31 protein-coding genes are annotated in these 22842 nt (G+C 69.2%); 26 read left to right on the top strand and 5 right to left on the bottom strand.

All coding sequences use genetic code 11. The features are described from left to right. Positions 1-9: 9 nt before the first annotated feature. The 26 genes from ACIPW5_RS11420 to ACIPW5_RS11545 all read left to right on the top strand — a co-directional run bounded on the left by ACIPW5_RS11420 (position 10) and on the right by ACIPW5_RS11545 (position 19681). Positions 10-234, top strand: a complete 225-nt coding sequence (locus tag ACIPW5_RS11420) for a hypothetical protein (protein WP_401243510.1) — start codon at positions 10-12, stop codon at positions 232-234. Next, entirely contained in the window at positions 234-2195 is a 1962-nt protein-coding gene (locus ACIPW5_RS11425; RefSeq protein WP_401243512.1) for a phage portal protein, read from the top strand. The genes ACIPW5_RS11420 and ACIPW5_RS11425 overlap by 1 nt, the downstream gene beginning before the upstream one ends. 2 nt (positions 2196-2197) lie before the next feature. Next, a complete protein-coding gene (locus tag ACIPW5_RS11430) occupies positions 2198-3049 on the top strand; it encodes an HK97 family phage prohead protease (protein ID WP_401243514.1) in 852 nt (283 codons plus the stop codon). A gap of 7 nt (positions 3050-3056) precedes the next feature. Continuing rightward, positions 3057-4376, top strand: a complete 1320-nt coding sequence (locus ACIPW5_RS11435; RefSeq protein WP_401243516.1) for a phage major capsid protein — start codon at positions 3057-3059, stop codon at positions 4374-4376. A 10-nt stretch (positions 4377-4386) separates the two neighbouring features. After that, positions 4387-4599 carry a hypothetical protein gene (locus ACIPW5_RS11440; RefSeq protein ID WP_401243517.1) on the top strand — a complete coding sequence of 71 codons (213 nt, stop codon included), beginning with the start codon at positions 4387-4389 and terminating at the stop codon, positions 4597-4599. A 113-nt stretch (positions 4600-4712) separates the two neighbouring features. Continuing rightward, the gene (locus ACIPW5_RS11445) at positions 4713-4931 is read left to right on the top strand and encodes a hypothetical protein (protein ID WP_401243518.1); all 219 of its coding nucleotides are present in this window, start codon (positions 4713-4715) and stop codon (positions 4929-4931) included. Further along, the gene (locus ACIPW5_RS11450) at positions 4921-5469 is read left to right on the top strand and encodes a mobile element protein (RefSeq protein ID WP_401243520.1); all 549 of its coding nucleotides are present in this window, start codon (positions 4921-4923) and stop codon (positions 5467-5469) included. The genes ACIPW5_RS11445 and ACIPW5_RS11450 overlap by 11 nt, the downstream gene beginning before the upstream one ends. Then, positions 5469-5813, top strand: a complete 345-nt coding sequence (locus ACIPW5_RS11455) for a hypothetical protein (RefSeq protein WP_401243522.1) — start codon at positions 5469-5471, stop codon at positions 5811-5813. Before ACIPW5_RS11450 ends, ACIPW5_RS11455 begins: the two co-directional genes overlap by 1 nt. 9 nt (positions 5814-5822) lie before the next feature. After that, positions 5823-6104, top strand: a complete 282-nt coding sequence (locus tag ACIPW5_RS11460; RefSeq protein WP_401243524.1) for a hypothetical protein — start codon at positions 5823-5825, stop codon at positions 6102-6104. Continuing rightward, positions 6101-6529: a hypothetical protein gene (locus ACIPW5_RS11465; RefSeq protein WP_401243525.1), complete on the top strand. Its 429-nt coding sequence runs from the start codon at positions 6101-6103 to the stop codon at positions 6527-6529. Before ACIPW5_RS11460 ends, ACIPW5_RS11465 begins: the two co-directional genes overlap by 4 nt. Before the next feature lie 539 nt (positions 6530-7068). Further along, positions 7069-7404, top strand: a complete 336-nt coding sequence (locus tag ACIPW5_RS11470) for an HNH endonuclease (RefSeq protein ID WP_401243527.1) — start codon at positions 7069-7071, stop codon at positions 7402-7404. A gap of 69 nt (positions 7405-7473) precedes the next feature. Then, on the top strand, positions 7474-8238 hold the full coding sequence (locus ACIPW5_RS11475; RefSeq protein WP_401243528.1) for an Ig-like domain-containing protein: 765 nt from the start codon (positions 7474-7476) through the stop codon (positions 8236-8238). 82 nt (positions 8239-8320) lie between these two features. Beyond that, positions 8321-8668 carry a hypothetical protein gene (locus ACIPW5_RS11480; protein WP_401243530.1) on the top strand — a complete coding sequence of 116 codons (348 nt, stop codon included), beginning with the start codon at positions 8321-8323 and terminating at the stop codon, positions 8666-8668. Positions 8669-8671: 3 nt separating this feature from the next. Beyond that, entirely contained in the window at positions 8672-9010 is a 339-nt protein-coding gene (locus tag ACIPW5_RS11485) for a hypothetical protein (protein ID WP_401243532.1), read from the top strand. 80 nt (positions 9011-9090) lie between these two features. Next, positions 9091-9423 (top strand): hypothetical protein, encoded by a 333-nt coding sequence (locus ACIPW5_RS11490; protein WP_401243533.1) that lies wholly within the window; start codon positions 9091-9093, stop codon positions 9421-9423. Between the two features lie 17 nt (positions 9424-9440). After that, on the top strand, positions 9441-12704 hold the full coding sequence (locus tag ACIPW5_RS11495; RefSeq protein WP_401243535.1) for a phage tail tape measure protein: 3264 nt from the start codon (positions 9441-9443) through the stop codon (positions 12702-12704). A 10-nt stretch (positions 12705-12714) separates the two neighbouring features. Beyond that, positions 12715-13566 (top strand): phage distal tail protein, encoded by an 852-nt coding sequence (locus ACIPW5_RS11500; RefSeq protein ID WP_401243537.1) that lies wholly within the window; start codon positions 12715-12717, stop codon positions 13564-13566. Positions 13567-13579: 13 nt separating this feature from the next. Further along, a complete protein-coding gene (locus ACIPW5_RS11505; RefSeq protein WP_401243538.1) occupies positions 13580-14632 on the top strand; it encodes a hypothetical protein in 1053 nt (350 codons plus the stop codon). After that, complete coding sequence (locus ACIPW5_RS11510) at positions 14633-15715, top strand: hypothetical protein (protein ID WP_401243539.1); 1083 nt, start codon at positions 14633-14635, stop codon at positions 15713-15715. After that, a complete protein-coding gene (locus ACIPW5_RS11515) occupies positions 15712-16296 on the top strand; it encodes a hypothetical protein (protein ID WP_401243541.1) in 585 nt (194 codons plus the stop codon). The genes ACIPW5_RS11510 and ACIPW5_RS11515 overlap by 4 nt, the downstream gene beginning before the upstream one ends. Before the next feature lie 182 nt (positions 16297-16478). After that, a complete protein-coding gene (locus ACIPW5_RS11520; RefSeq protein ID WP_401243543.1) occupies positions 16479-17324 on the top strand; it encodes a peptidoglycan-binding protein in 846 nt (281 codons plus the stop codon). Positions 17325-17344: 20 nt separating this feature from the next. After that, positions 17345-17596 (top strand): hypothetical protein, encoded by a 252-nt coding sequence (locus tag ACIPW5_RS11525; protein WP_401243545.1) that lies wholly within the window; start codon positions 17345-17347, stop codon positions 17594-17596. Next, positions 17597-18034: a hypothetical protein gene (locus ACIPW5_RS11530; RefSeq protein ID WP_401243547.1), complete on the top strand. Its 438-nt coding sequence runs from the start codon at positions 17597-17599 to the stop codon at positions 18032-18034. Then, a complete protein-coding gene (locus ACIPW5_RS11535; protein WP_401243549.1) occupies positions 18024-18377 on the top strand; it encodes a hypothetical protein in 354 nt (117 codons plus the stop codon). Before ACIPW5_RS11530 ends, ACIPW5_RS11535 begins: the two co-directional genes overlap by 11 nt. A 217-nt stretch (positions 18378-18594) precedes the next feature. Continuing rightward, on the top strand, positions 18595-19167 hold the full coding sequence (locus tag ACIPW5_RS11540) for a recombinase family protein (RefSeq protein ID WP_401243551.1): 573 nt from the start codon (positions 18595-18597) through the stop codon (positions 19165-19167). Positions 19168-19411: 244 nt separating this feature from the next. Beyond that, positions 19412-19681, top strand: coding sequence for a hypothetical protein (locus tag ACIPW5_RS11545; protein WP_401243553.1), 270 nt, complete (start codon positions 19412-19414; stop codon positions 19679-19681). A gap of 282 nt (positions 19682-19963) precedes the next feature. Here the strand turns inward: ACIPW5_RS11545 and ACIPW5_RS11550 are convergent, their stop codons facing one another. The 5 genes from ACIPW5_RS11550 to ACIPW5_RS11570 all read right to left on the bottom strand — a co-directional run bounded on the left by ACIPW5_RS11550 (position 19964) and on the right by ACIPW5_RS11570 (position 22823). Further along, positions 19964-20188 carry a hypothetical protein gene (locus ACIPW5_RS11550; protein ID WP_401243554.1) on the bottom strand — a complete coding sequence of 75 codons (225 nt, stop codon included), beginning with the start codon at positions 20186-20188 and terminating at the stop codon, positions 19964-19966. Between the two features lie 23 nt (positions 20189-20211). Then, positions 20212-20547, bottom strand: a complete 336-nt coding sequence (locus tag ACIPW5_RS11555; protein ID WP_401243555.1) for a DUF6233 domain-containing protein — start codon at positions 20545-20547, stop codon at positions 20212-20214. A gap of 147 nt (positions 20548-20694) precedes the next feature. Beyond that, positions 20695-20985, bottom strand: a complete 291-nt coding sequence (locus ACIPW5_RS11560; protein ID WP_401243556.1) for a hypothetical protein — start codon at positions 20983-20985, stop codon at positions 20695-20697. Positions 20986-21266: 281 nt separating this feature from the next. Further along, positions 21267-21521 (bottom strand): helix-turn-helix domain-containing protein, encoded by a 255-nt coding sequence (locus ACIPW5_RS11565; protein ID WP_401243558.1) that lies wholly within the window; start codon positions 21519-21521, stop codon positions 21267-21269. A gap of 540 nt (positions 21522-22061) precedes the next feature. Beyond that, positions 22062-22823 (bottom strand): DUF4352 domain-containing protein, encoded by a 762-nt coding sequence (locus tag ACIPW5_RS11570; protein WP_401243559.1) that lies wholly within the window; start codon positions 22821-22823, stop codon positions 22062-22064. Positions 22824-22842 lie beyond the last annotated feature (19 nt).

The following is a 22842-nucleotide window of genomic DNA, read 5'->3' on the forward strand; positions in this document are numbered from 1 at the left end:
GAGGTCACCGTGTGGGGCTGGTTCCCGTGGCGTCGTACCGCAGTCCGTAAGCGGGTGGTGGTCAACCTGACCGACAAGGCCTTCGCCGGAGTGCTGTGGGCCAAGCGAGGTCCGCTGCTGATCCTGAAGGACGCCGTTCTGATGCAGCACGGCGCCGCAGACACCCCGATGGACGGCGAAGTCCTCATCGAGCGGGCCAAGGTGGACTTCATCCAGGTGGCGGGAGGCGGCTGATGGCCTTCGTCGTCTCCCAGGGGCAGCTCGCCGGCGTGTCGGTTTCGCCGGCGATCGTGGCGCCCGCCTACGTCCAGCTCGCGGACAACGTCTACAGCGAGTACGGCCACCTCTACCGACGCCAGCCGCAGGTGAGGACCGTGGTGTCCTTCCTCGCCCGGAACATCGCCCAGCTGGGCCTGCACTGCTACCGCCGGGTGTCGGACACGGACCGGGAACGCCTCGCCGACCACCCGCTGGCCCAGATCCTGGCCGCACCGGGCGCGAAGCTGACCCGGTACCGGCTCGTCGAGCGTCTGGTGTCGGACATCGCCATCTACGACGCCGCGTTCTGGGTGAAGGTCCGCATGGACTCCGGTGAGCTCCTCGGCGTGATCCCGGTGCCGGCCCCAAGGATGGAGATCCGGGGAGATTCCTGGCTCCAGCCCGAGCAGTTCGTCGTGCACGGCTCGAAGGGAGAGCTGAAGCTCACCCCGGACGAGGTCGTGCACTTCCACGGCTACGACCCCGACGACCTGCGCTCAGGCTCCTCCCCGATGGACGCCCTGCGAGCCCTTCTCCAGGAGGAGTTCGAGGCGACCCGCTCCCGCGAGCAGATGTGGCGCAACGGAGGCCGGATGTCCGGCGTCCTGAAGCGCCCGGCGGACGCTCCGAAGTGGGAGCCGACCGCCCGAGCCCGCTTCGGTGAGTCCTGGAAGGCGTACACGTCCGGCGGCAGCGCGGCCGGCGGCACCCCGATCCTCGAGGACGGCATGGACTACGTCCAGCTCGCCCTCGACCCGGCCAAGGCCCAGTACATCGAGGGCAGGAAGCTCACCCGGGAAGAGGTTGCCGCGGCCTACCACATCCCGCTGCCCATGGTCGGGATCCTCGATCACGCGACGTTCTCCAACATCAAAGAGCAGCATCAGCAGCTCTACCAAGACACCCTCGGCCCGTGGCTGACGATGATCCAGGAAGAGATCGCACTGCAGCTGATCCCCGACCTGCCGGACTCCGACAACGTCTACGTCGAGTTCAATCTGCAGGAGAAGCTGCGCGGCTCCTTCGAGGAGCAGGCGTCGATGCTGCAGACCGCGGTCGGAGCGCCGTGGCTGCTGCGCAACGAGGCCCGCGCCCGCATGAACCTGCCCGCGATCGACGGCGGCGACGAGCTGGTCACCCCGCTGAACGTCCTCGTTGGCGACATGGCGTCTCCGACGGACACGGCGCCCGAGCCGGCGGAGGCTGGAGCGCTCCCAAAAGCCCGCGGCCGCCTGGTGCTCATGAAGGCGGCCTCCTCACCGGACGGGCTGGGCGACTTCGACGAGGAGCGTGACGCGTTCGCGGCCGCACTGTCCCGCTGGACGGAGCGCCAGTTCGCGCGCCTGGAGTCCCGGGCAGCCGCGAAGGCGGGCGGCATGCCGGACCTGCTCGGCTGGTGGGACGAAGGCGCGGACAGCAGGGTGGCTGAGCTGACAGCCCTGATCGCCGAGCACGGCTACCGGATCGCGCAGCTGGCGGCCTGGGGCGTGCTGGACGAGTTCAACCCGCAGGCGGACGGCTGGGACTCGGAGGTCATGCTGCCGTGGCTACTGGCCGCGGCGGAGACGCACGCCGAACAGCACGAGGCATCCGGCCGCGCGTCTGTGGCTGAGGTGGACGACGACGGCGATGGCTGGCTGGCCAACCTGCAGCACGCCGGCGATGTGTGGGACTCGGCCTCCGACCTGCGTGCGATGACGGCCTCGACGGAGGCGCGCGGGTTCGGCTCGCACGATGCAGCCGGTGCTTCCGGGCTGACGAAGAAGGTGTGGCGGACCGGCGGCCAGAACCCGCGGGCGTCGCATCGCGCGCAGAACGGCGAGGCAGTCAGCCTCGACGACGTGTTCAGCAACGGGCTCCGCTGGCCCGGCGACGGCGCCGGCAGTGCCAAGGAAACAGCGGGCTGCAAGTGCCGTCTCGACTACGCAACGGAGTGACGATGCGAATCAAGAGCTGCCCCGTGCGCATCAAGGCGGCGGGCGAGAACGAAGGCACCGACGACGGCGTGTTCGAGGCGATCGTCGCCGCGTACAACGTCGACAGCGTCGGAGACAAAATCATGCCGGGGGCGTTCGGGGACACCCTGAGCGAGTGGAAGTCCAGCGGGAACCCCATCCCGGTGCTCTGGTCCCACATGTCCCACGACCCGGACTACCACATCGGCGAGGTCCTGGAAGCCGAGGAGCGCCCCGAAGGCCTGTGGGTGAAGGCCCGCATCGACCTCGACTCACCGAAGGCCGCGCAGGTCTACAAGCTCCTCAAGGGGCGGCGGGTCACGCAGTTCTCCTTCGCCTACGACGTCCTGGACGGCGGCCCCGCCAAGGGCAAGGCCGACGACGGAGAAGAGGGCGAGGCCTTCGAGCTGCGCAAGCTGAAGCTGTACGAGGTCGGCCCGACCCTGATCGGCGCGAACCAGGCCACCGAGCTGCTGGACGTGAAGTCCGCCGACGGCGCCACCATGCGCATCGCGGTCGAAGGCGCGTCCGCGGCCCAGGCTGACGAGCTTCGCCAGGCCCTGACAGGGGCCATGGCGGTGAAGGCTGGGCGAACGCTCAGCCAGAAGAACGAGGAGCGCGTGAAGGAGATCGCGCGCCTCGCCAAGGAGCTGCTGGACTCCCTTTCCTCCAGCGCCGACGACGCAGAGAAGGCCACGCCGACCCCGCCCGAGACCGCCTCGCCCCAGGTCAAGCCTGAGGCCAAGGAGGCTCCGGCCGGCCCGAGCCCCGCCTCGCTCCGTCAGCTCGCCGACCTTGCGGCCCTCGAGGCCGAGGTCTCCACGCTCACGGGATGAGGAACCCATGACTGTCAAGGCTGAGGAGCTCACCGACGAGCTCGTCCACCACCTGAAGGAAGCACGCGAGATCGCGGCCAAGGCCGAGGCCGAGGACCGCGACTTCACGGACACCGAGCGGACCCAGCTCAACGAGCACATGGCCAAGGCCAAGGCTGCCAAGGAGGGCCTGGAAAAGGCCAAGGCGACCAGCACCATGCACCAGGCACTGCTGGAGCTCGGCGAGGGCGTCGAGCTCACCGAGAAGAGCGGCGAGCGGCGGACCCCGTCGGGCCTGATCGTCCCGCCGGCGGGAAAGAGCCTGGGCGAGACGTTCACCGAGTCCCCGGAGTTCGCCGGGCTGATGGCCCAGGCCCCGCGGGGCGGGTTCGGTCAGAAGTCCCGTGTGCAGTCCCTCCCGGTCGGCTACAAGTCCCTCGTCACCGGCGCCTCCGACACGTCGGCCGGCGCCTGGGTGACCAACGACTACCTCGGCCAGCGCGTCGGCCTGGATCTGTTCCAGCGCCCGCTGCGCCTGAGGGACGTGGTCACCAACGGCCGGACCTCCTCGGACACGATCGAGTACGTCCGGATCACGTCGACCACCAACAACGCGGCCCCGGTCGCCGAGGCCACGTCCTCGGCCTCCCCGACCGCGCCGGCCTCCGTTCCGGGGGCGCTGGTCCTCAACGCGGGCGGCGGCTACAAGCCTGAGTCGGCGCTGGCCGCGGCCAAGGTCACCACGCCCGTGCGGACGATCGCGCACTGGATCCCGATCACCAAGCGGGCCCTGTCCGACGCGAGCCAGATCCGCACCCTGATCGACTCCTTCCTGCGCTACGGCCTAGAGGAGGAGCTCGAGGACCAGATGATCTCCGGCGACGGGACCGGCGAGAACTTCGACGGTCTCGGCAACGTCTCCGGCGTGCAGGCGCAGGCCTGGGACACCAACGTCCTCACCACCCTGCGGAAGGCGAAGACCAAGGTACGCACGGTCGGCCGCTCCGTGGCCAACGCCTACCTGCTCAACCCGGCCGACCTCGAGACGGTCGACCTGCTCCAGGACAACGAAGGCCGCTTCTACTTCGGCGGGCCGTCCGGCGTCGGCTCGGCGTCCGTCCTGTGGGGCCTGCCCGTCATCGAGACCGAGGCGGTCCCGGCCGGCACCGGCTACGTCGGCGACTTCCGCAAGGCGATCCTCTGGGACCGCGAGCAGGCCTCCATCACGGTCACGGACACGCACGCCGACTTCTTCATCCGCAACCTCGTCGCGATCCTCGCCGAGATGCGCGCGGCCTTCGGCGTCATCCAGCCGTCCGCGTTCGTCGAGGTCGACCTGACCGCCTGAGGAGGCTGACATGGCATACCTGAACCCGGGCGCCGGCGCTGCCCGCGCAGGCATCCAGACTGCCGCCGTCGCCAACGCTGCTGCAGCAACTGCGGCCGCCGCGGCAGGGGCGAACCCGACGAAGGCCGAGTTCGACGCGCTGCTGGCCGACACCAACGCGCTGCGCACGAAGCTGAACGCGCTGCTCGCGGCCATGCGGACGTCGGGCCAGCTCGCGCCGTGATGCTGCAGTCCTCACGACTGGTTCGGGGGCGGTGTCCGTGCGGCGCGCTCCACGCGGCATGCGGTCCGCCCTCGACCAGTACGCCAGTCGACGAGACCCTGGAGGTGGCCGCCATGGGCGGGCCCCTGAAGCTGTACGACGTCGTCATGCACGGCGTGAGCACCCGCATGAAGCTGAATGAGGCGGACGCAAGGCGCTACAACGCCGTCCTCGTCGAACCCGCCCCTGGCTCTGCTTCTGTCGAGGAGGGGAGCGCGCCGCCCGAGAAGGCCCGCGGCGCGCAGAACAAGGCTCGCCAGCCCCGCGGCAAGGCCGCCCCCGGTGACGGCTGACCTTCTCGCCGACCCGCAAGAGCTGGCGGCGTGGCTCCAGGTCGGTGCAGACGACCCGAAGCTGGTGGCGGCCCTGACGGCGGCTTCACGGCGCTTCCAGGGCGCCGTCCGTCACCCGGTGATCCTGGTGGCAGGCGACACGGTCGTCCTGGACGGCAGCGGCGACCTGTCTCTGCTGCTGCCAGCAGCGCCCGTCACGGAGGTGGCGTCCGTCGCGGTCGACGGGCAGGCTCTGACGGCGGGCACCGACTACTCCTGGTCCGCCGACGGATACCTGCACCGCATGGGCTGCGCTTGGCCGTCGACCCTGCGGTCAGTGACCGTCGTCTACAGCCACGGCTACGCCGAGGTCCCTGGCGACATCCAGGAAGTCGTCATCGACCAGGCGCGGGCGCTGTACGCGGTGCTGCCTGGCGTGCAGCAGCAGACCGTCGGCGCGCAGAGCGTGACCTTCGGGGTGCAGGCGGCGACCGGCATCACCGCCCAATGGGCGGCGGCCGTCGAGCGCTATCAGCTCAACCGGGGTGAGCGGCCGTGATGTTCAACCAGAGCGCGGTACGGGTCCGGGCCGGCACCCGTACCGACCGCGGCGGCAACACGGTGCCCGACTGGGCTCCGGGTGCGGTAACCCGCCTGACTGTCTCCGGGCTGAACATCCAGCCGGCCAGCCAGTCGGAGGCAGCCGACGAGCAGCGCACGGCCGTCGTCACCGGCTACAAGGTCCAGTCCGCTCCCGGAACTGACCCCGACGTCAGGGCAGCCGACCGCATCGAGTGGGCTGGCCGGCTCTACGAGGTGCAAGGCGAAGTCGGCCGCTGGCCCCAGCTGTTCAGCGACACCGTGCACCACGTCGAGTTCGTGATGGACCGCGCCACCGGATAGGAGGCGGCGATGCTGATTGAATGGCGCCTGGACGCCGCCGGCGTCCGGGAGATTCTCAAGGGTGACGAGGTCCGCTCTCTGATCGACGGGCTGGCCTCGAACGTCGCGGACAACGTGAAGGCGCTCGTGCCGTCCGGAACCACGATCGAAGTCCGCCCGTACACGACCGACCGCGGGGCGGCGACGGTGGTCGTGGCGAACCCGCAGGCGATGGCCTGGCAGGCACGGGACGGCGTCCTCACCCGCGCGGCAGGATTCGCCGGCCTTGAGGTCAAGGCGACAGAGCGGTGAAGCCGCTCGTCGTCTTCGGTGACGCGCAGGCTGCCGCTGCCGGCGTACTGCGGACCGCGCTTGCCGGGCGACCTGAGGGCTTCGCCGACGGTGCCACGGTCGGCACGCGGGTCCCCGACGCTCGCACCCCGGAGTCGCCGCATCTGCCCTACGTCCTGGTGCGCAAGGACGCCGACCTGCCGCACTCCTCGATGGCGAACGCCCGGTGCACGCTGCGTGTCACCGTCTGGCACGAGGACGCCGACCAGGCCCACGACCTGGCGATGCTCTGCCAAGGCCTGCTACTGGTGCACTCCGGCCCGGTCATCCGGGGCGTGCGCGCCGGCACGGGACCCCTCGCGGCCACCGACCCAGACAGCGGCGTCGACCTGGCCACGCTGACTGTCCTGGCCAACGTCAAGCCAACTGTCCTAGTCGACGCGTAAGTTGGTGAGCAAAGAACCCCGGCGGTGCGCTAACACCCCGGGGCTGTGGCCAACCTGACAAAGGCGGGTTGACGGTGACCGATGCTACATGCTCGATTCCGGGCTGCGCTCTACCCCTCAAGGTCATTTCGCGCAGGCTATGCGCCATGCACTACACCCGCGTTCTCCGTAGTGGGCATCCAGGCGAATCCGACGCACGGCGAAGCCGGAATGTCGGTGCGACCTGCGGCGCAGACGGATGCGAGGCGCCAGCTGCAAGGCGCGGGTGGTGCCGCAAGCACTACCGGGTCGCCCTCCTCGCGGAACGGGCATCATGCGCGGTTGACGGGTGCGTCAAGCCGTGGGAACAGTCCGGACTATGCGGTATGCATCACTGGCGGCAGGCCCAAGGGGACATAGGCGGGCCGACGTACAAGCTGCAGCGATACGGACTGCAGGAGTGCACGGTTAACGGCTGCCCGAACAGGGCGGAGACTCGATGGATGTGCAGATTGCACTATGCGTTTCTGCAGCGCACGGGACGGCAACCTTCAGTGTTCATGGACTGTCTGACTTGCGGTGATCAGATCGATCTCCGCGACTCTGGCACCCCCGGAACCCTGCTTGCGCAGAGGCCTCGCCTCTGTCGTGAGTGCCTTCGGCTGCGTCCGCGCGGTCGCTGGTGCCTTTCCCCGTCCGAACTGGCGGAGAGGGACGGGCCGAACTGCTCGATCTGTTGCGATGTGGTGGATCTGACGGTGGTCTGGCCAGAGCCCTTGTCGCCGAGCGTGGACCATCGGGTGCCTCGCTCCTTGGGGGGCCAGGACGAACCGTCCAACGTGGCCTTGGCGCACCTTCGCTGCAACATCTCGAAAGGCATCCGCGCACCCGCCTGATGCTGACTTCGCTCCCGGAGGCCCCTGTCGATTGGCGGGGGCCTCCGCATTTCCGAAGGAGAATCTGCCATGGGCGGCTCGCCCCTCAACGCCAACCTGTGGACGGACGCGGACGTCTACATCTCCACGAACCTCTCCGCGACCCTGCCCGCCAACGCCTCCACCCCCTTCGGTGTCGACTGGGACCTCGTCGGCCTCCTTGACGGCGACGACGGCATGCCTGAGACCCGCGACGAGGACACGGACGACAAGTACGCCTGGGGCGGCATCCTCGTCCGCACCAGCCGCTCCCACTTCAAGCTGACGAAGTCGTTCACGGCGCTCGAGGACAACGAGACGACGGCCTCGCTGCTGTGGCCGGGCTCGACGTCCACGCAGATCAAGGTGCCCCGGCCGGCCAAGGTCCTGGTCGCGTTCGAGGTCCGTGAGGGCGACAAGGTCCGCCGACTGATCACCGCGAACTACGCCGAGGTCAGCCTCGATGGTGACCACGGCGAGACCGAGACCGACCTGGAGTCGATGACCTTCGCGGCGACGATCTTCCCGACCGGTGCCGGCGTCCTGTTCACCAAGCAGACCACGCCCACGCTGGTCAGCATCTCCATCCCGGCCACCCTCTCCGTTGCCGACGGGGCGATCGGCTCGCTGACCGCAACGGCGACCTACGACGACGCGTCCACCGCGAACGTGACCGCCCTCGCGAGCTGGTCCTCGTCCGCACCCGCCAAGGCCACCGTGCTGGCCGGCTTCGTGACCGGTGTCGACCCCGGGTCGGCGACCATCACGGCCACCTACGAGGGCCAGTCCGACACCTGCGCCGTCACCGTCACCTGACCCCGCTACCGCCGGGGCGCAGCCTTTCGTCGCGGTTCGGCCGCGCCCCGGTGCCAACCAAACCGCGACAAGGAGCCGTGCCATGCCCAGGTTCACCGAGCAGGAGATTCACGACCAGGCAGTGCGCCTGGGCTGCATCTCACCAGGTCAGGAGCTGCCTCGGAACCTCCGCAGCCGGGTCGTGGCCAGCCTCATCACACTCGACGCCCCCCAGCCGGTCATCGAGCCCTCGCCACCCAGCCTGGCCGGCGAGATCGTGATCCAGCCGGGCGGCGCCGTGCTGGTCGACGGCCGACCGTTCCCATGGCTCCTCACCCGGCAGCCCATGGAGATCCACCTCGACCCCGACGGCACGAGCAGTGTCCGCCTGACCCTTATGGCGGCCACCGTGCGCATTCTCCAGCCCGAACCGCGACCCGAAAGCGAGTAGGCCATGGCCAACCGAACCGCGACCAGCCCCGACAACCAGCCCTTCGACTTCAACCTCGACACCGTCGAAGCCGAGGTCGAACTGAGGCCATTCCGTGTGCACTTCGGGGGCCACCGATACACGTTCACGCATCTGCAAGGCCTTGATGTGTGGGGCCTCGTCGAACTCGCCGATAGCGGCGACACCAAGGCGACGCTCGGCATCCTCAAGGCAGGCCTCGGCAGCGAATTCGACGAATTCCGCAAGAACCCCCTCCCGCAGTACAAGCTGAAGCAGCTCTTCAAGGCCTACCAGAAGCACTGCGGGCTGGAGCCGGGGGAATCCGACGCCTCCGAGAGCTGATCCGGAGGCACCCGCGCGCCCTGGAAGCCGACCTGCGCGCCGAGTACGGGATCCGCCTACGGGCGCTGTACGACGGCGGCATGACTTACCGGGAGCTCGCCTCCTACGTACAGGGCCTGTCGCCGCACGCCCGGACTCGGACGGCCTTGCGGGATGGGCGCCAGGAACCCAACGGCCAGGAGATCCTCCTTGCCGACCTCTTCGACATGGTTCAGCGCCTGAACTGGACGCTCATGGCCGTCAACGCCGACAAGTCGAAGACCCCGAAGCCTCCCAAGCCCTATGCACGCTGGTGGCTTGCACCGAAGGGGCAAGGGGCCGAGGACGGCGGGCGCCGCCTGGCCCGGCTGGAAGACGCACGCCGTCGGGCCGCCGAACGTAACCAACAGATCAAACAGGGCGCCATCGCCTGAAGCCGCGAGGGGGTCCTGTGCCGAACGTCGGCTATGCCACGATCCAGATCATCCCGTCCGTGCGCGGGATCTCCGACGAACTGCGCCGACAGCTGGGCGGCCCCGCGTCCGAGGCCGGGGACCAGGCAGGCCGGGAGTCAGGCGGCCGGTTCGCCGAGCGCTTCAAGGCCGCTCTGGCCGTCGGCGGTGCGGCAGCCGGCGCGGTCCTCGCCGCGGCAACCATCTCCGCCATCGAGAAGGAAAAGCTGTCGGATCGCCTGTCCGCACAGCTGGGCCTCTCGGGTAAGGGCGCGGAGAAGGCTGGCAAGCTCGCCGGAACCCTCTATTCGAAGGCGGTCGTCGACTCCTTCGAGGACGGCGCCGCCGCCGTCCGCGCGGTCATGGGCTCCGGGCTGATCCCGGAGAAGGCGACTTCTGCGGCCATCGAGTCGATCACCACGAAGGTGGCTGACCTGGCCACCACATTCGATCAGGATCTCGGCGGTGCGGCCAACGCCGCCGCGCAGATGATCCGCACGGGCCTCGCCAAGGACGCCCCTCAAGCCCTTGACCTGCTCACTAAGGGGCTTCAGTCTGGGGCCGACAAGGCCGGGGACTTCCTCGACACGATCAACGAGTACGGCACCCAGTTCCGCAAGGCGGGCCTGGACGGCGCTTCCGCCATCGGCCTCCTCAATCAGGCTATCGCCGCCGGCGCCCGCGACAGCGATGTTGCCGCTGACGCGATCAAGGAGTTCTCGATCCGGGCGGTCGACGGATCCAAGACCAGCATCGAAGGCTTCCAGCTGCTCGGCCTGTCCGCAGAGGACATGGCAAAGAAGTTCGCAGCGGGCGGCAGTTCCGCCACCGGCGTCCTCGACACCACCCTCGACCGGCTCCGCGGCATCAAGGACCCCGTCATACAGGGCACTGCGGCAGTCTCCCTGTTCGGCACGCAGGCGGAGGACCTTGGGGCCGCCCTGCTCGCCATGGATCCCACGACGGCTGCGGCGGGGCTGGGGAAGGTCGACGGCGCCGCCAAGGCGGTTGGGGACACGATTCGCGACAACACCGCCACGCAGCTCGCCACACTCTCGCGCGAGCTGATGAGCGGCGTAGGGGTGGTCGTCGACACCTTCGTCCTCCCCGCCCTCCTCGGCCTTGTCTCGGGGCTGCGCAACATCGATGCCGTTGTCGGGCCGGTGATCAACTGGTTCCGCGAATGGGGTGCATGGCTGCTGCCCGTGATCGTCCTAGTGGGCGGCCTCACGCTCGCCCTGAATGCCCAGGCCATCGCCACCGGGGCCGTAACCCTAGTCTTCTCCGCCTACCGCGCCGCGATCCTGATCGGCACCGCGGTCACCACCGGCTTCGCTGGCGCGCAGGCGCTGCTGAACGCGGTGATGGCACTCAACCCGATCACACTCATTGTGATCGCGCTCGTCGCCCTGGGCACCGCCCTGGTCGTGGCCTACAAGAAGAGCGAGACCTTCCGCGCTGTCGTCCAGGCAGCATGGGAGGGCATCAAGACGGTGGCCCTGTGGGTCTGGGAGACCGTCCTCAAGCCCGCCTTCGACGGCTTCATGGTGGGGCTCCGCGCCATCGCCGACGCCGCGCTATGGCTGTGGGGCGTGCTCCAGCCGGTCTTCTCCTTCATCGGGGCGGCTGGCCGGATCCTGGCGACGATCATCTTGACCGTCCTCATCACGCCGATCGTCCTGGCCGTCAAGGCCCTTGGAGCGATCTTCGGATGGCTGTGGGACACCGTCCTCAAGCCCATCTGGGACCTGATCGCCGCAGGCGCCAAATGGCTGTGGAACAACGGGATCAAGCCCGCCTTCGACCTCATCATGGCCCAGGTCAAGAACCTCGGAGCCATCTTCGGCTGGCTGTGGAACAACATCGTCAAGCCGGTCTGGAACTACATCGCCGGCCTGATCGCGGAGAAGTGGCAGCAGATCAAGGTCATCTTCGACGTGCTGGTCACCTACGTGAAGCTAGTCCTCATCCCCATGTTCATGAGGTTCTGGAACGAGACGATCAAGCCCGCGTGGGAGGGCATCAAGAGCATCATCTCCAACGCCTGGAACACGGGTATCAAGCCCATCTTCGACCTGCTCAGCAGGGGCGTCGACCGAGTCAAGGACTCCTTCCACAACGGCATCAACGGCATCGGGCTGATCTGGGACAAGCTCAAGGAGATCACCAGGAAGCCCGTGCAGTTCGTCATCGACACCGTCTACAACAACGGCATCCGCAAGGTGTGGAACACCGTCGCCGACTTCACCGGCGCCGGCAAGCTCGGCGTCGTCACCTTCGCGGGCGGCGGCCGCACCTACGGCGGCACTCCCGGCAGGGACTCCATCCCGGCCCTGATGATGGCCGACGAGTACGTCATCCGCCGGGACTCCGCCCGCAAGCTGGGCTTCGGCACCCTCGACTACCTGAACCGGTACGGCAGCCTGCCCGGCTTCGCGGCCGGCGGCCCCGTCCAGCACTTCAAGGACGGCGGGATCGTCGGCTCCATCGGCTCCTTCTTCAGCGATGTCGGCGACCTGATCACCAACCCGAGCAAGGCCTGGCAGGCCGCGACCGGCTTCGTCCGCGACAAGATCGCAGGCATGGCAGGCTCCGGCTACGGCAGGCTCATCGCCAGCATCCCCACCAAGATCCTGTCCACCCTGAAAGAGAAGATCGTCAGCCTCGTCGGCTCCTTCGGTGGTGGGGACATGGGCGGATCCGGCGTGCAGCGCTGGGCCCCCGTCGTTCTGCAGGCTCTGCAGATGGTCGGGCAGCCGGCCGCCTACCTCGCCACCACGCTGCGTCGCATGAACCAGGAGTCCGGCGGCAACCCCACCATCGTCAACACGTGGGACTCCAACTGGCAGGCCGGGTATCCGTCGGTAGGCCTCATGCAGGTCATCGGGCCCACCTTCCAGGCCTACGCCGGAGCCATGCGGGGCGTGGGCCCGTTCCTGTACGGCACCTCGGTCAACCCGCTCGCCAACATCTACGCCTCCATGCGGTACGCGCTGGCGGCCTACGGCAGCCTGCCGCGGGCCTACGACCGGGCAGGCGGCTACGACTCCGGCGGCTGGCTCCAGCCCGGCCTGACCCTCGCCTACAACGGCACCGGCCGGCCCGAGCCCGTCCTGACCAGCGGCCAGTGGGACGCCATCGGACGCGGGGAGGGAGGATCCGCATCCGATCAACGCAGCTACCACATCACCCTCCAAGGCTCCCAGATGACCTCGGCCGAACAGGCTGCGGATCTTCTGCGGCACCTCCAGTTCACTACATGAGGGAGGCCCGATGGCGACTCAGCTCGGCTCCATCCCGATCACCCTCGGGAACCTCCAGCTCGCCGTCGCCGACGACTCCGGGGTCGACTGGGTCGTCACCGACGTCAAAGGGTGGGACTCCCCAGGCCTGCGCGCCGAGTCCGCCACCCGACAGGCTGACCACGGGGCCTGGCCAGCGCCGGTCTACCTCGACGCGAGGCCCATCACAATCACGGGCAGCATCGAGGCCCCAACGCAGGAAGCCCGGGACGCGGCGGTCGACGAGCTGACCGCCGCGGTCGCCCTCACCGACACCCTCTTGGTCGTGGAGGAAACCACGCCCAAGCAAGTGGTGGTCCGCAGGTCAGGCCAACTCCTCATCCAGCTCGAGGGCCTCTACAACGCCACCTACAGCGCCATGGTCACCGCCTACGACCCGCGCCGGTACTCCACCACCCTGCAGACACAATCCACCGGCCTGCCGTCCGTCTCAGGCGGCCTCACCATCCCGGTGTCCCTGCCGATCAGCCTGACGTCATCCATCACTGGCGGCGCCTTCACGTTGATCAACGACGGGTCGATCGACACCCGCCCGGTCTTCACCATCAGCGGTCCCGCGGTCAATCCCATCGTGGTCTGCACCCATCCCGATGGCAGCACCGACCAGCTCACCTACAGCGCAACCCTCGTGCTCGGCGATCAGCTCGTCATCGATACCGACGCACACACGGTCACCCTCAACGGCACCGTCAGCCGGCGCCGCTACCTGTCAGGCACCTGGCCCGAGATCGGCCCGTCGAGCTCCCTCGCCGTCCAGTGGTCAGCCACCGCCTACGATGCCGCCGCCCTGCTGACCGGCACCTGCCGATCCGCCTGGATGTAAGGAGGCCCCCACCATGGTCGCCACCGATCCCCTCTGGCTGGGGCCCCTCACCTACGACCAGGCCGAACTCCGCGCCATGGACTCCATGATGGTCATGGCCAACGGCTCCGCCCTTGGATCCCGTGCGGGCATCCGGGCCGGCGATCCGGGCCTGGCCGTGAGCCTCGCCGGTACTACGGTCAACGTCACCGGCGGCGTCGCGATCCTCCACCGGGCAAGCCAGGGCGTCTACCGCGCCCAGCTCGCCGCCACCAGCCCCGGCACGCTGAGCGCCGCGCACGCCTCCTTCACCAGGATCGACCTCGTGTACCTGCGCGTCTGGGACACCACCGTCGACTCCTCCGGTCTGTCGAAGGCGGACACCGTCTACCTCGCGGGCACCCCGTCCGGGTCTCCGGTGGCTCCGACACCGGGCGGGACGGAGATCTACATCCCGCTCGCCACGATTACGGTCCCCTCCACGGGTGGCGGCGGCACCGGCGCTGCCACGGTCTCCTCGACGGTCCGGCAGGTGACGGTCGCACCGGGCGGCATCCTGCCGGTGACCTCGGCAACGGACATCGCGATCTCCGGCACCTACACAGGCCAGACCCGCTACAACACGGTCCGCGGCACCATCGAGACGTGGAACGGCTCGGCGTGGGTGGCGCCCGGTGACTGGGTCGCCTACACGCCGACATGGACGGCGACCGTCAACCCCAGCCTCGGCAACGGGACGATCGTTGGCCGGTACTCCCTGATCGGGAAGACGTGCCACGTCCGCATCAACATGATCATGGGCTCGACCACCACCTACGGCAGCGGCGAGTACAAGTACCTGCTGCCGTTCACCGCGGCCACGCTCTCCAACGTGGAGATGAGCTGGATGGGCTCCGCCCTCGGGATCCGCCCGTCCACCTCGTACCACCCCTGCGTCGTGCGCATCCAGTCCGCCGGCGCCCACTGCAAAGTCATGGGGCCGACCGCGGCAGACGGCTCATCGGGCGCGACCTGGAACCCGACGGTACCCATCACCTGGGCCAACACCCACCAGAAGAACATCTCCGCGACCTACGAGATCGCGTAGATGGGCGCCCCGTACACCCTCGCCTGGTACGCCTGCGACCTGCGGACCGGGCAGGTCGCGGAGGAACTGCGGGCGCTGCGGCCGACGCAGGCCATCAGCCGACGCCTCGGAGCCATCACCTCCTGCTCCCTCGAGCTGGCCCTCGGCGGCGCCCCTCTCGAGTGGGAGAGCGCCACCGACCCGGCACGGACCCTTTTCGTCGCCGTGGACGAGCTGACCGACACGCCGATCTGGTCGGGGATCCCACTGTCCCGCAAGGGCGGCGCCGGCGAAGCGCTGTCCCTGACCGCAGCCACCGCCGAGGCCTACCTCGACCGCCGCTACACCTCCTACAGCGCGACCGGCACAGACATCTCCACCATCATGGAAGGCGTCGCCGCCCCGCTCCTGGTCAGCGGCCCGCCGTTCACCATCGACACCACCCTGTGCGGCACGACCGCGGACTACACCGTCCTCGACACCGACGACAAGACCGTCCTCAGCTGCCTCCAGGAACTCGACTCCCTCGAGGGGGCCCCGGAGTGGACCGTCGACACCGTGTGGGCGGACGCTGCCCACACTGCCGTCGACCTCGTCCTGCGGATCAGGCCCCAGATCGGCACCACCGAGACCGTCGGCGAAGCGGTCTTCGATCTCCCCGGCTGCATCAGCGACTACGAGTTCGAGGAGTCCTACGAGCGCGGCAAGGGCGCCAACAGCGTCAGCGCCCGCGGCGAGGTCGAAGGCGGGAGCCGCAGCACCTCCTCCACGCTCACCGACGGCGACCTCCTGGCTGACGGCTGGTGCCTGTGGGAGCACCACTACAGCCCGGCCTCCGGCATCGTCTCGGCGACCCAGCTGGACGCCCATGCCGCGGCCTCCCTCGGCCTCATGCGGGGCGGCGCCCAGGCCTGGACCGTTCAGGCCGTCGCCTCCCAGGCGCCGCGGCTCGGCATCACCTGGGGCCTCGGCGACTACCTCACCGTCGCCATCGCCCGCTCCCCGCGGCACCCCTCCGGCCGGACGGTCACCGCCCGCGCCTACGCCTGGGAGCTCGACCCCGCCGCCGACCGCATCAGCCCGATCCTGCTGGAGGACTCGTGACACAGCGCCGAGCACTCCTGCCCGCCGACCCCTCCGACCTCTGGCGGACCCTGAAGCGGCTCGAGCGGACCATCTCCGAGCGCGCCGGCCAACTCCTCACCGCCCTCCGCCGCCCCGACGGCACCCTCGCGTTCAGCGGGACGGCCGGCTGGACGTGGTACGACCAGGGCGGCACAGCGATCCTCGCCGAGGACGCGTTCAGTGGGCAGGGCCTCGCGCTGCCGTACCTCGCGATGGCCGCGGCGCCCGCCCGGTACACGGACTGGCCCGGCAGCACCTCCGGCACGTTCGAGGACATCCACCGGATCAGCGCCTACAAGCAGCAGGCCAGCGCCTTCGTCATCGTCGGGCACACCTCCGACGCCGGCCCCACCACGGGCGAGTTCCAGGTGACGGTCAACGGGAGCACAGTCGCGGCTGCCACCGCTGTCACGTTCTCCCAGGCCGCGACAACCATCGGCCCCTTCGCCCTCCCGGGCGCGATCCGCGACCAGATCGACATCCGCGTCCAGGCCCGACGCACCGCCGGCGCTGGCAGCGTCAAGACGACCGTCCTGGCCGCCTCGCAGATCCAGTCCTAGGAGGACACCGTGGGCCAGCCCATCGAAGTCCCGCCCGGCAGCCTCGACGTCGTCCTGCCGCTGCCCATCTCCGAGCAGCCGCTGGAGCCCGGCGAGGACCCGCCCGAGCCGCCGCCTGTCATCGGATAGCCAACCAGCCCCCGCCGCGACGGGGGCCCTTTCATGTCCAGGAGGTACCGCCCATGGGTGAGATCTGGATCCCCGAGGCCGTCAGGCTCGGCGACGGCACCATCGGCGGTGCGATGGACACCCCGAACGCTCCGCCCCGGGCTGTCGAGCACACCACCGAAGGCAGCTCGGGCACGCCCGCGGCCTTCAGGGGCACCGCCGACTACCTGATCGAGAAGACGTCCGAGCCGCACCTGCTGTACGACCCGATCACCGACATGCTCGGGCAGTTCGGCCCCCTCAACCAGAGCGCACGCGCACTGCGCAACGACGGCACTCTGCGCACGAACCGTACCGGCCTGGTCTGCGTACAGGTCGAGTACCTGGCCAAGGCCGCCAAGCCGTTCACCAGCTACTGGACCCCTGGCCCGAACTACCGCGCCATGATGCGCGCCATCCGCTCCTGGGGCGTCCCGGACGTCTTCCCCGCCGGCCGGCTGTCGCGGGCCGGGACGGATGACGTGTCCCGCTCGCGTACCACCTGGACGACCCAGGGCGGCCACTACGGACACTGCCAGGTCCCGGGCAACGACCACTGGGACCCGGGAGCGATCGACATCGCGGCCCTCTTCTCCGCCGCCGGCAGCACGGCCCCGCCGCCGAAGCCCTCCTACGAGCCCTTCCCCGGCGCCGGCTTCTTCACGTCCGGCCGCCGCAGCCCGATCATCGCTGCGATGCACGCTCGGCTCGAGGCCGTGGGCTGCAACCGATACCAGAGCACCCTCGACAAGGACGTCTGGGGCTCCGGCGACAAGGCCTCCTACGCGGCCTGGCAGCGGAAGCTCGGCTACTCCGGCAGCGACGCCGACGGCATCCCCGGCCCCACCTCCTGGAACAGGCTCCAGGTCCCCAACGTCTAACCCCTCGAGAACGGATCACCATGGAACTCCTTCCCTCAGGCGACACCGTCATCAAGACTGGCGCCACCTACGCCCGCGACCTTGTCGAGCGCGTCATCACCACGTTCCTGCAGGCGTTCATCGCCGCCCTGGTCGTCACGCAGCCGTTCGACCTCAGCATGTGGCGCACCGCAGCCCTCGCCGGCGTCGCTGCCGCGGTCGCGCTCGTCAAGGGGGCTGTCGCGCGCGTCATCAGCGTCACCAACTCGGCCTCCCTCGCCAAGGGGGTCTAGGTGTGGCGCTGCCGAGCGGCCAGGCTGATCCGCGTAAGGCTCGGCCGCCGCGGCGCGATCCTCTCCTGCTACGGGATCGTCTGGGTGCTCTACGGCTACGGACAGCTCGTCACCCCCCAGCCTGACCAGCGCGGCCTCGAGTTCCTGCTCCGGCTCATGCCGCTGACCGCATGGAGCTGGTGCTGGATCACCGCGGGAATCATCGCGCTGGTGTGCGCGTGGGCCCCGCCGGGCCGCGACGCCGGCGCCTTCTACGCCCTGCCCCTGGTGGTCGTGCCGTGGATGGCGTCATACCTCGTCGCCTGGCTCGCGGGCGGCCTAGCCCGCGGCTGGGTGGCAGCAGCTGTGTGGGCGGTCATCACCGCCCCGGTCCTTGTGGTCGCGGGGTGGCCCGAGCCGCCCCGCACCAAACGAGCGGAGCCACCGTATGAGTGCTGAGACCTGGGCGTCCATCGGCGTCACCGGAGCGACCGCCCTCGCCGGCGTTTTCGCCGGCCGGGCGGCGCGCCGCACTCGGCGCCAGGAGTCCCGCGACGACTTCGCCACGGTGACCGACCGGATGGACAAGGAACTCCTCCGGCAGGGCGGGGAGATCAAGGCGCTCCGCGAACGCGCCGACGTCGCCGAGAAGCGCGTCGAGGGCGCCGTCGTAGCCGTCGGCTATCTCCTCGACCGGGTGCGCGGCCTCACCATCCTCATCCGCTCCGTCGGCATGGAGCCCCCCGCCGCACCCCCGATCCCGACCAAGGCGCGGGAGTTCATCCACGGCATCGACGTCTGAGAACGGAGTCGAAGCAGCCCCCACCGCCATCGGCGGTGGGGGCGTTCTGCTGTGCTCGGGGGTGGGTGGTCCGCGATAACCCCCACGTACCGCCGGTGTCGAGAAACGATCGTCTGTCGTCATCAGTGCGTCTACCGCCCCACTGCAGCACGGAGATGACGGAAACCCGTGTCCTTAACTATGTCGCGCTAACCCTCCTTATCTGTACGCTCATTCCATGAGGATCGGATACGGGCGGGTCTCCACCCGCGACCAGAACCCCGAAGCCCAACACGACGCACTCACCGCGGCCGACTGCGACCGCATCTTCGTCGACAAGGCCTCCGGCAAGCTCGCCTCCCGGCCCGAGCTCGACAAGGTGCTCCTCACCGCGCGCGAGGGCGACGAGGTCGTCATCACCAAGCTCGACCGGCTCGGCCGCTCCACCAAGAACCTGCTCGAACTCTCCGAACAGCTCCGCGCCAACAAGGTCAACCTGGTCGTCCTCGACCAGGGCATCAACACCAGCACCCCGGCCGGCGTCCTCTTCTTCACCATCATCGGCGCCATCGCCGAGTTCGAGCACGCCATGATGGTCGAGCGCACCCACGACGGCCTCGCCGCTGCCCGCGCCCGCGGCCGAGTCGGTGGCCGTCGCGCCGTCCTGAAGCCCCGCCAGGTCAAGCTCGCGCAGGAGATGTACGACGAGCGCGGCGTGGACGGTAAGCGCAAGCACACCGTGAAGGAAATCGCCGACGAGCTGGGCGTCGCACGCACCACCATCTACCGGTACCTCAACAGGGGGAAATGACATGCCCGTCGAGATCCACCTGCCACTTCCCTGGCAATGACCAGGCTGTCCTGCTCCCCGCCGTGCCGCGGAAAGGTGACACCGTCGAGTGGACTGACGAGAACAACGACACCTCGGAGTGGGTCGTCACAGAGATCACGTTCACCGCGCACCCGGACCAAGAGGGCTCGATTCACGTGAGCCTAGACCCCGCTCCCTCCGCCTAAGGGAACGTTATGCGCTACCCCGCGATGAAGGAGAAGACGTGCGCGAGTTCAGGATCGTCACCCTGCGATGCGTCGCCGAGGTGGAAGGCGATGGCCGGACGGTAACCAGTTCCGTGGCAGTGGCTCCCGAGGTCTGGGAGGCTGCCGACGAATCCACTCGCGACGTCATCAGGGTCGACGTCCGCCGCCAGCTCCTCGGTGCCGCAGAACGGCAGCTGGGTTTCACGCTGAACGCCGAGGATGTGGGGCAGTTGGCGGTGACCATCGGCAACGAGCCGGCTCGCATCGGCGTCGTGCGGCATGTCTGACGCCTGTCGGTGCCGCGTGCCACACTGAGACCGGCATTCGGGTGCGAGACCCGGCGTTCACGCTACGCGCTGCTTGAGAGGCGGCCCACCTAGCCTTCGGGCAGGTGCGAGACCCCTGTGCCTCAGCCCCCACCTTCGGGTGGGGGCTCTTCTCGTTTCCGGAACTTCCCCTGTCATATGCCTACCGCCGCGCCCGCCCCGGGGTCTACGGTGCTGCCACCGGACCATCCCGGGCCGGCGCCCCTCCCGGCTCCCCACGGGAGGGCCGTCGCGCGCCTGGCGCTAGACGTCGTTCGTCCACACCTCGGGCCCGCCGCCCTCCCACCGGATCGGCCCGTCCTCGGACAGGTCGACGTCCTCGAGGCCGGCCCGCCGCAGGAACTCCGACACGTCGCTCGGGTCGAAGGCGCGGCCGAGGTCCGCGTCGACGCCGTGGACGTGCGCGGTCACCTTCCGGCCGCCCTTCGGCGACACGGGGTGTACGACGATCTCCGCCCGGTCTGGCATGCCTCCAGCCTGCGGGACCGCGGTCAGTCCAGCACGCCGAGCGCGGTGTCCGGCCGGCAGTGCGTGCACGCCTCGACGCCCTCGACGAGCGCCCGCCGGGCGAGGTCCGCGGTCGCTGGCTTGCAGCGGCTCTTCGTGTCCCAGCATCCGCCCACGTGGACGCGGACCGGCGGCCGGCCGGTACCGATGCCGTGCTCGATCAGCCAGTCCGGCGGCGGGGGAGGCGGCAGCCGGTGCGCCTCGACCTCCAGGAGCTTCTCCTCCGCAGCGATCCAGTCCCGGGTTCGGGCGAGGTCCTGAAGCTGCACCCGCTCGAGGAAGCGGAGCTGAGCGAGACGGGTGGCGGGACTGTCGGACATGCGTTCGAGTCTACGCCGATCGGCGCAGGTCATTGTCGGTGGCGCCAGCTAGCGTGGACATATCAATCCGGCACTAGCTTGCGGGGATGCTGCTGGGCTGGATGTGCACCGCCCCGGTCGTGATGCGTCGACCGGGGCGGCGTACTGTCAGCCTCCGGCCGGCGGGGCCGGGTGGCGGACGGCCTTCTTCACCGCGGCCTCCAGCTTGCCGCGATCCTGGCCGGTCGCCGCCGCGTGCACGGTCACGGCCTCCTGGGCCTCGCCGGCCAGCCGCCGCCACTCCGCCGCTGCCGCGCCCCAGGCCGCGTGCTGCTCGCCGGTCCAGCCGCCCTCCTGGGTCGGCCGGCCGTACTCCTCCTGTAGGCGCCGCACCTCGGCGTGCGCGTCATCCGCTGCCTGCTGCAGCGCGATCAGGTCGTCGTTCAGTTCGATTGCCACCCGGGGATCCTAGGTGGAGGACGCCAGCGAAGCGTCGAGGCCCACCGCCGGACGGGGCCGACGGCCCGGATGGCGCGTTAGCGTGCGTTCACGGCTACAAATCTTCGCGCGTTAGTTCGAATCAAGCCCCACCAAGTCACAGTCCGCGCTGGAGAGTTACCCGCCGAATCGCACGGGGTGCGAAGTATCCGTCTGCATATATCTATTTACGGTCTGTTGAATCTTGTACCCAGCAGGCAGACTGGAAACCGATCGCCTGGCCGAAACCGACCGGGCGACGCCTATGGCAGCAGGTCTCGGACGTGACAGCGGAGGACGGCGGCAATGCGCAGTAGGTGGCTATACCGAGCGTCCGCCTGTCCGAGCTCGATCCGCTGGTAGGTGTTCCGAGGGATGGCGGCGGCCAGGAAGACCCCCTCCTGACTCAAGCCAGCGTCGGTCCTCATGGCCGCGATGCGGCGACCTAGGCGCTCGGCAGGCGTTGGCGGCGACGGTCTCGCCGCCTCTCGCGCCTGCTGTGGATCCCGGTCGTGCACCCACAAACGTTGCAGGTTCCATGATCATAAAGTCAGCCCCATGGGTGGGGCCGTCTGTGATCTTGATATCGGTCGGCCGAGAGGAAGACGATGACAGAGCCGGAGCTCACCGACTGGCAGCCGGGCCTTTGCTTCCGGCACCCCCACGAAGGAGAGCAGGACACGACCTTGGTCGACGTCCTACACCCCCGCGAGTCAAGCGACATCGAGGTACGGGCATGCCGGCGCTGCACTGAGGAGCTCAACCAGGAGCGGCGGCGCGCCTCTGGCCTGCCCTGATCTGGGGAGCCGCTGGGGAGAATCTGGGGGGTGGGGGGTGTTCGGGGAGGCTCAGATCCCCCACCAAATCTCACCAAAGATTACGAGGGAGTACCAGGTATCCCCAGGTCAGACACTATATGGCAGACCTTGACGGCAAAGCCGCAGACCGCGAGGTCTCCGGGTGACAGAACCCGGCGTACAGGCCGACTCGTCTGTCGTTCTCCTCTTCCCCCTCGCGGCCCGGCTCCCGCCGGGGCGGGGCCGGGCGTGCCGGGGCGGCTACTTCACCGGGGCGGTGTAGGTCTTGCCGATGAAGCCGTTCCGGAAGGTGACCGACTTCGCGGTGATCTTGCCCTTGACCGTGATGGTCCCGGTGGCCTTCTCGCCCTTGGCCAGCTTGACCGTGTCGATCTGGTCCTCGGACGCCGCCAGTTCGATCTGCTTGCGCGTGCCGTCCTCGGCCGTGACCTCGAAGTAGAAGACGTTGACGTCGACTTCCTTGGCGGCGTTGTTGACGATGGTCACCTGCACGGAGGTGTAGTCGCTGCCCTGGGCGAGGACGCTGGGCCTGAAGGCCGTGGACGAGGCGGTCAGCACCACGTCGGCGTTCTTGTCGGCCGTCCCGGAGGGCGCCCCGGAGGACGCCCCGGAGTTGCCCGGCGCGGGCTGCATCGGCGCCGAGTTGGGGGTGGAGGGGGCGCCGGGCGGGGTGGACACCGTGATCCCGGTGTCCTTCTTGGCTCCGCTCTTGGCCGCGCCGGTGACCGCCACGCCGCAGGCGAACAGCACCAGCCCGAGGAGGACGATGCCGCCGCAGCCGATCCCGATGATCTTGCCGGCGTTGCTCTTCTTCGGGGGCTGCGGCGGGGCCGGGTAGCCGCCGTAGGGCGGCGGGGGCTGCTGGCCGTACGGCGGGGGCGGCTGCTGGCCGTAGGCCGGGGGCTGCTGGGGGTACCCGTAGCCGGGCTGCTGGCCGTAGGGCTGCTGCGGCTGCCCGCCGTAGGGCTGGTCCGGCTGCTGGCCGGGGTAAGGGGTGGTCACGGGTACTCCTCTGCTGGGT

The organism is Streptomyces sp. NPDC090077 (assembly GCF_044747545.1).
Lineage (GTDB): Bacteria > Actinomycetota > Actinomycetes > Streptomycetales > Streptomycetaceae > Streptomyces.

Excerpts from the sequence above, each read along its gene's own strand:
- ACIPW5_RS11540 (WP_401243551.1), top strand. The coding sequence starts at position 18,595 with ATGAGGATCGGATACGGGCGGGTCTCCACCCGCGACCAGAACCCCGAA.
- ACIPW5_RS11440 (WP_401243517.1), top strand. The coding sequence starts at position 4,387 with ATGGCATACCTGAACCCGGGCGCCGGCGCTGCCCGCGCAGGCATCCAG.
- ACIPW5_RS11555 (WP_401243555.1), bottom strand. The coding sequence starts at position 20,547 with ATGTCCGACAGTCCCGCCACCCGTCTCGCTCAGCTCCGCTTCCTCGAG.
- ACIPW5_RS11520 (WP_401243543.1), top strand. The coding sequence starts at position 16,479 with ATGGGTGAGATCTGGATCCCCGAGGCCGTCAGGCTCGGCGACGGCACC.
- ACIPW5_RS11455 (WP_401243522.1), top strand. The coding sequence starts at position 5,469 with ATGTTCAACCAGAGCGCGGTACGGGTCCGGGCCGGCACCCGTACCGAC.
- ACIPW5_RS11470 (WP_401243527.1), top strand. The coding sequence starts at position 7,069 with ATGGACTGTCTGACTTGCGGTGATCAGATCGATCTCCGCGACTCTGGC.
- ACIPW5_RS11435 (WP_401243516.1), top strand. The coding sequence starts at position 3,057 with ATGACTGTCAAGGCTGAGGAGCTCACCGACGAGCTCGTCCACCACCTG.
- ACIPW5_RS11480 (WP_401243530.1), top strand. The coding sequence starts at position 8,321 with ATGCCCAGGTTCACCGAGCAGGAGATTCACGACCAGGCAGTGCGCCTG.
- ACIPW5_RS11525 (WP_401243545.1), top strand. The coding sequence starts at position 17,345 with ATGGAACTCCTTCCCTCAGGCGACACCGTCATCAAGACTGGCGCCACC.
- ACIPW5_RS11505 (WP_401243538.1), top strand. The coding sequence starts at position 13,580 with ATGGTCGCCACCGATCCCCTCTGGCTGGGGCCCCTCACCTACGACCAG.
- ACIPW5_RS11550 (WP_401243554.1), bottom strand. The coding sequence starts at position 20,188 with ATGCCAGACCGGGCGGAGATCGTCGTACACCCCGTGTCGCCGAAGGGC.
- ACIPW5_RS11425 (WP_401243512.1), top strand. The coding sequence starts at position 234 with ATGGCCTTCGTCGTCTCCCAGGGGCAGCTCGCCGGCGTGTCGGTTTCG.
- ACIPW5_RS11485 (WP_401243532.1), top strand. The coding sequence starts at position 8,672 with ATGGCCAACCGAACCGCGACCAGCCCCGACAACCAGCCCTTCGACTTC.
- ACIPW5_RS11510 (WP_401243539.1), top strand. The coding sequence starts at position 14,633 with ATGGGCGCCCCGTACACCCTCGCCTGGTACGCCTGCGACCTGCGGACC.
- ACIPW5_RS11535 (WP_401243549.1), top strand. The coding sequence starts at position 18,024 with ATGAGTGCTGAGACCTGGGCGTCCATCGGCGTCACCGGAGCGACCGCC.
- ACIPW5_RS11490 (WP_401243533.1), top strand. The coding sequence starts at position 9,091 with ATGACTTACCGGGAGCTCGCCTCCTACGTACAGGGCCTGTCGCCGCAC.
- ACIPW5_RS11460 (WP_401243524.1), top strand. The coding sequence starts at position 5,823 with ATGCTGATTGAATGGCGCCTGGACGCCGCCGGCGTCCGGGAGATTCTC.
- ACIPW5_RS11430 (WP_401243514.1), top strand. The coding sequence starts at position 2,198 with ATGCGAATCAAGAGCTGCCCCGTGCGCATCAAGGCGGCGGGCGAGAAC.
- ACIPW5_RS11445 (WP_401243518.1), top strand. The coding sequence starts at position 4,713 with ATGGGCGGGCCCCTGAAGCTGTACGACGTCGTCATGCACGGCGTGAGC.
- ACIPW5_RS11500 (WP_401243537.1), top strand. The coding sequence starts at position 12,715 with ATGGCGACTCAGCTCGGCTCCATCCCGATCACCCTCGGGAACCTCCAG.
- ACIPW5_RS11475 (WP_401243528.1), top strand. The coding sequence starts at position 7,474 with ATGGGCGGCTCGCCCCTCAACGCCAACCTGTGGACGGACGCGGACGTC.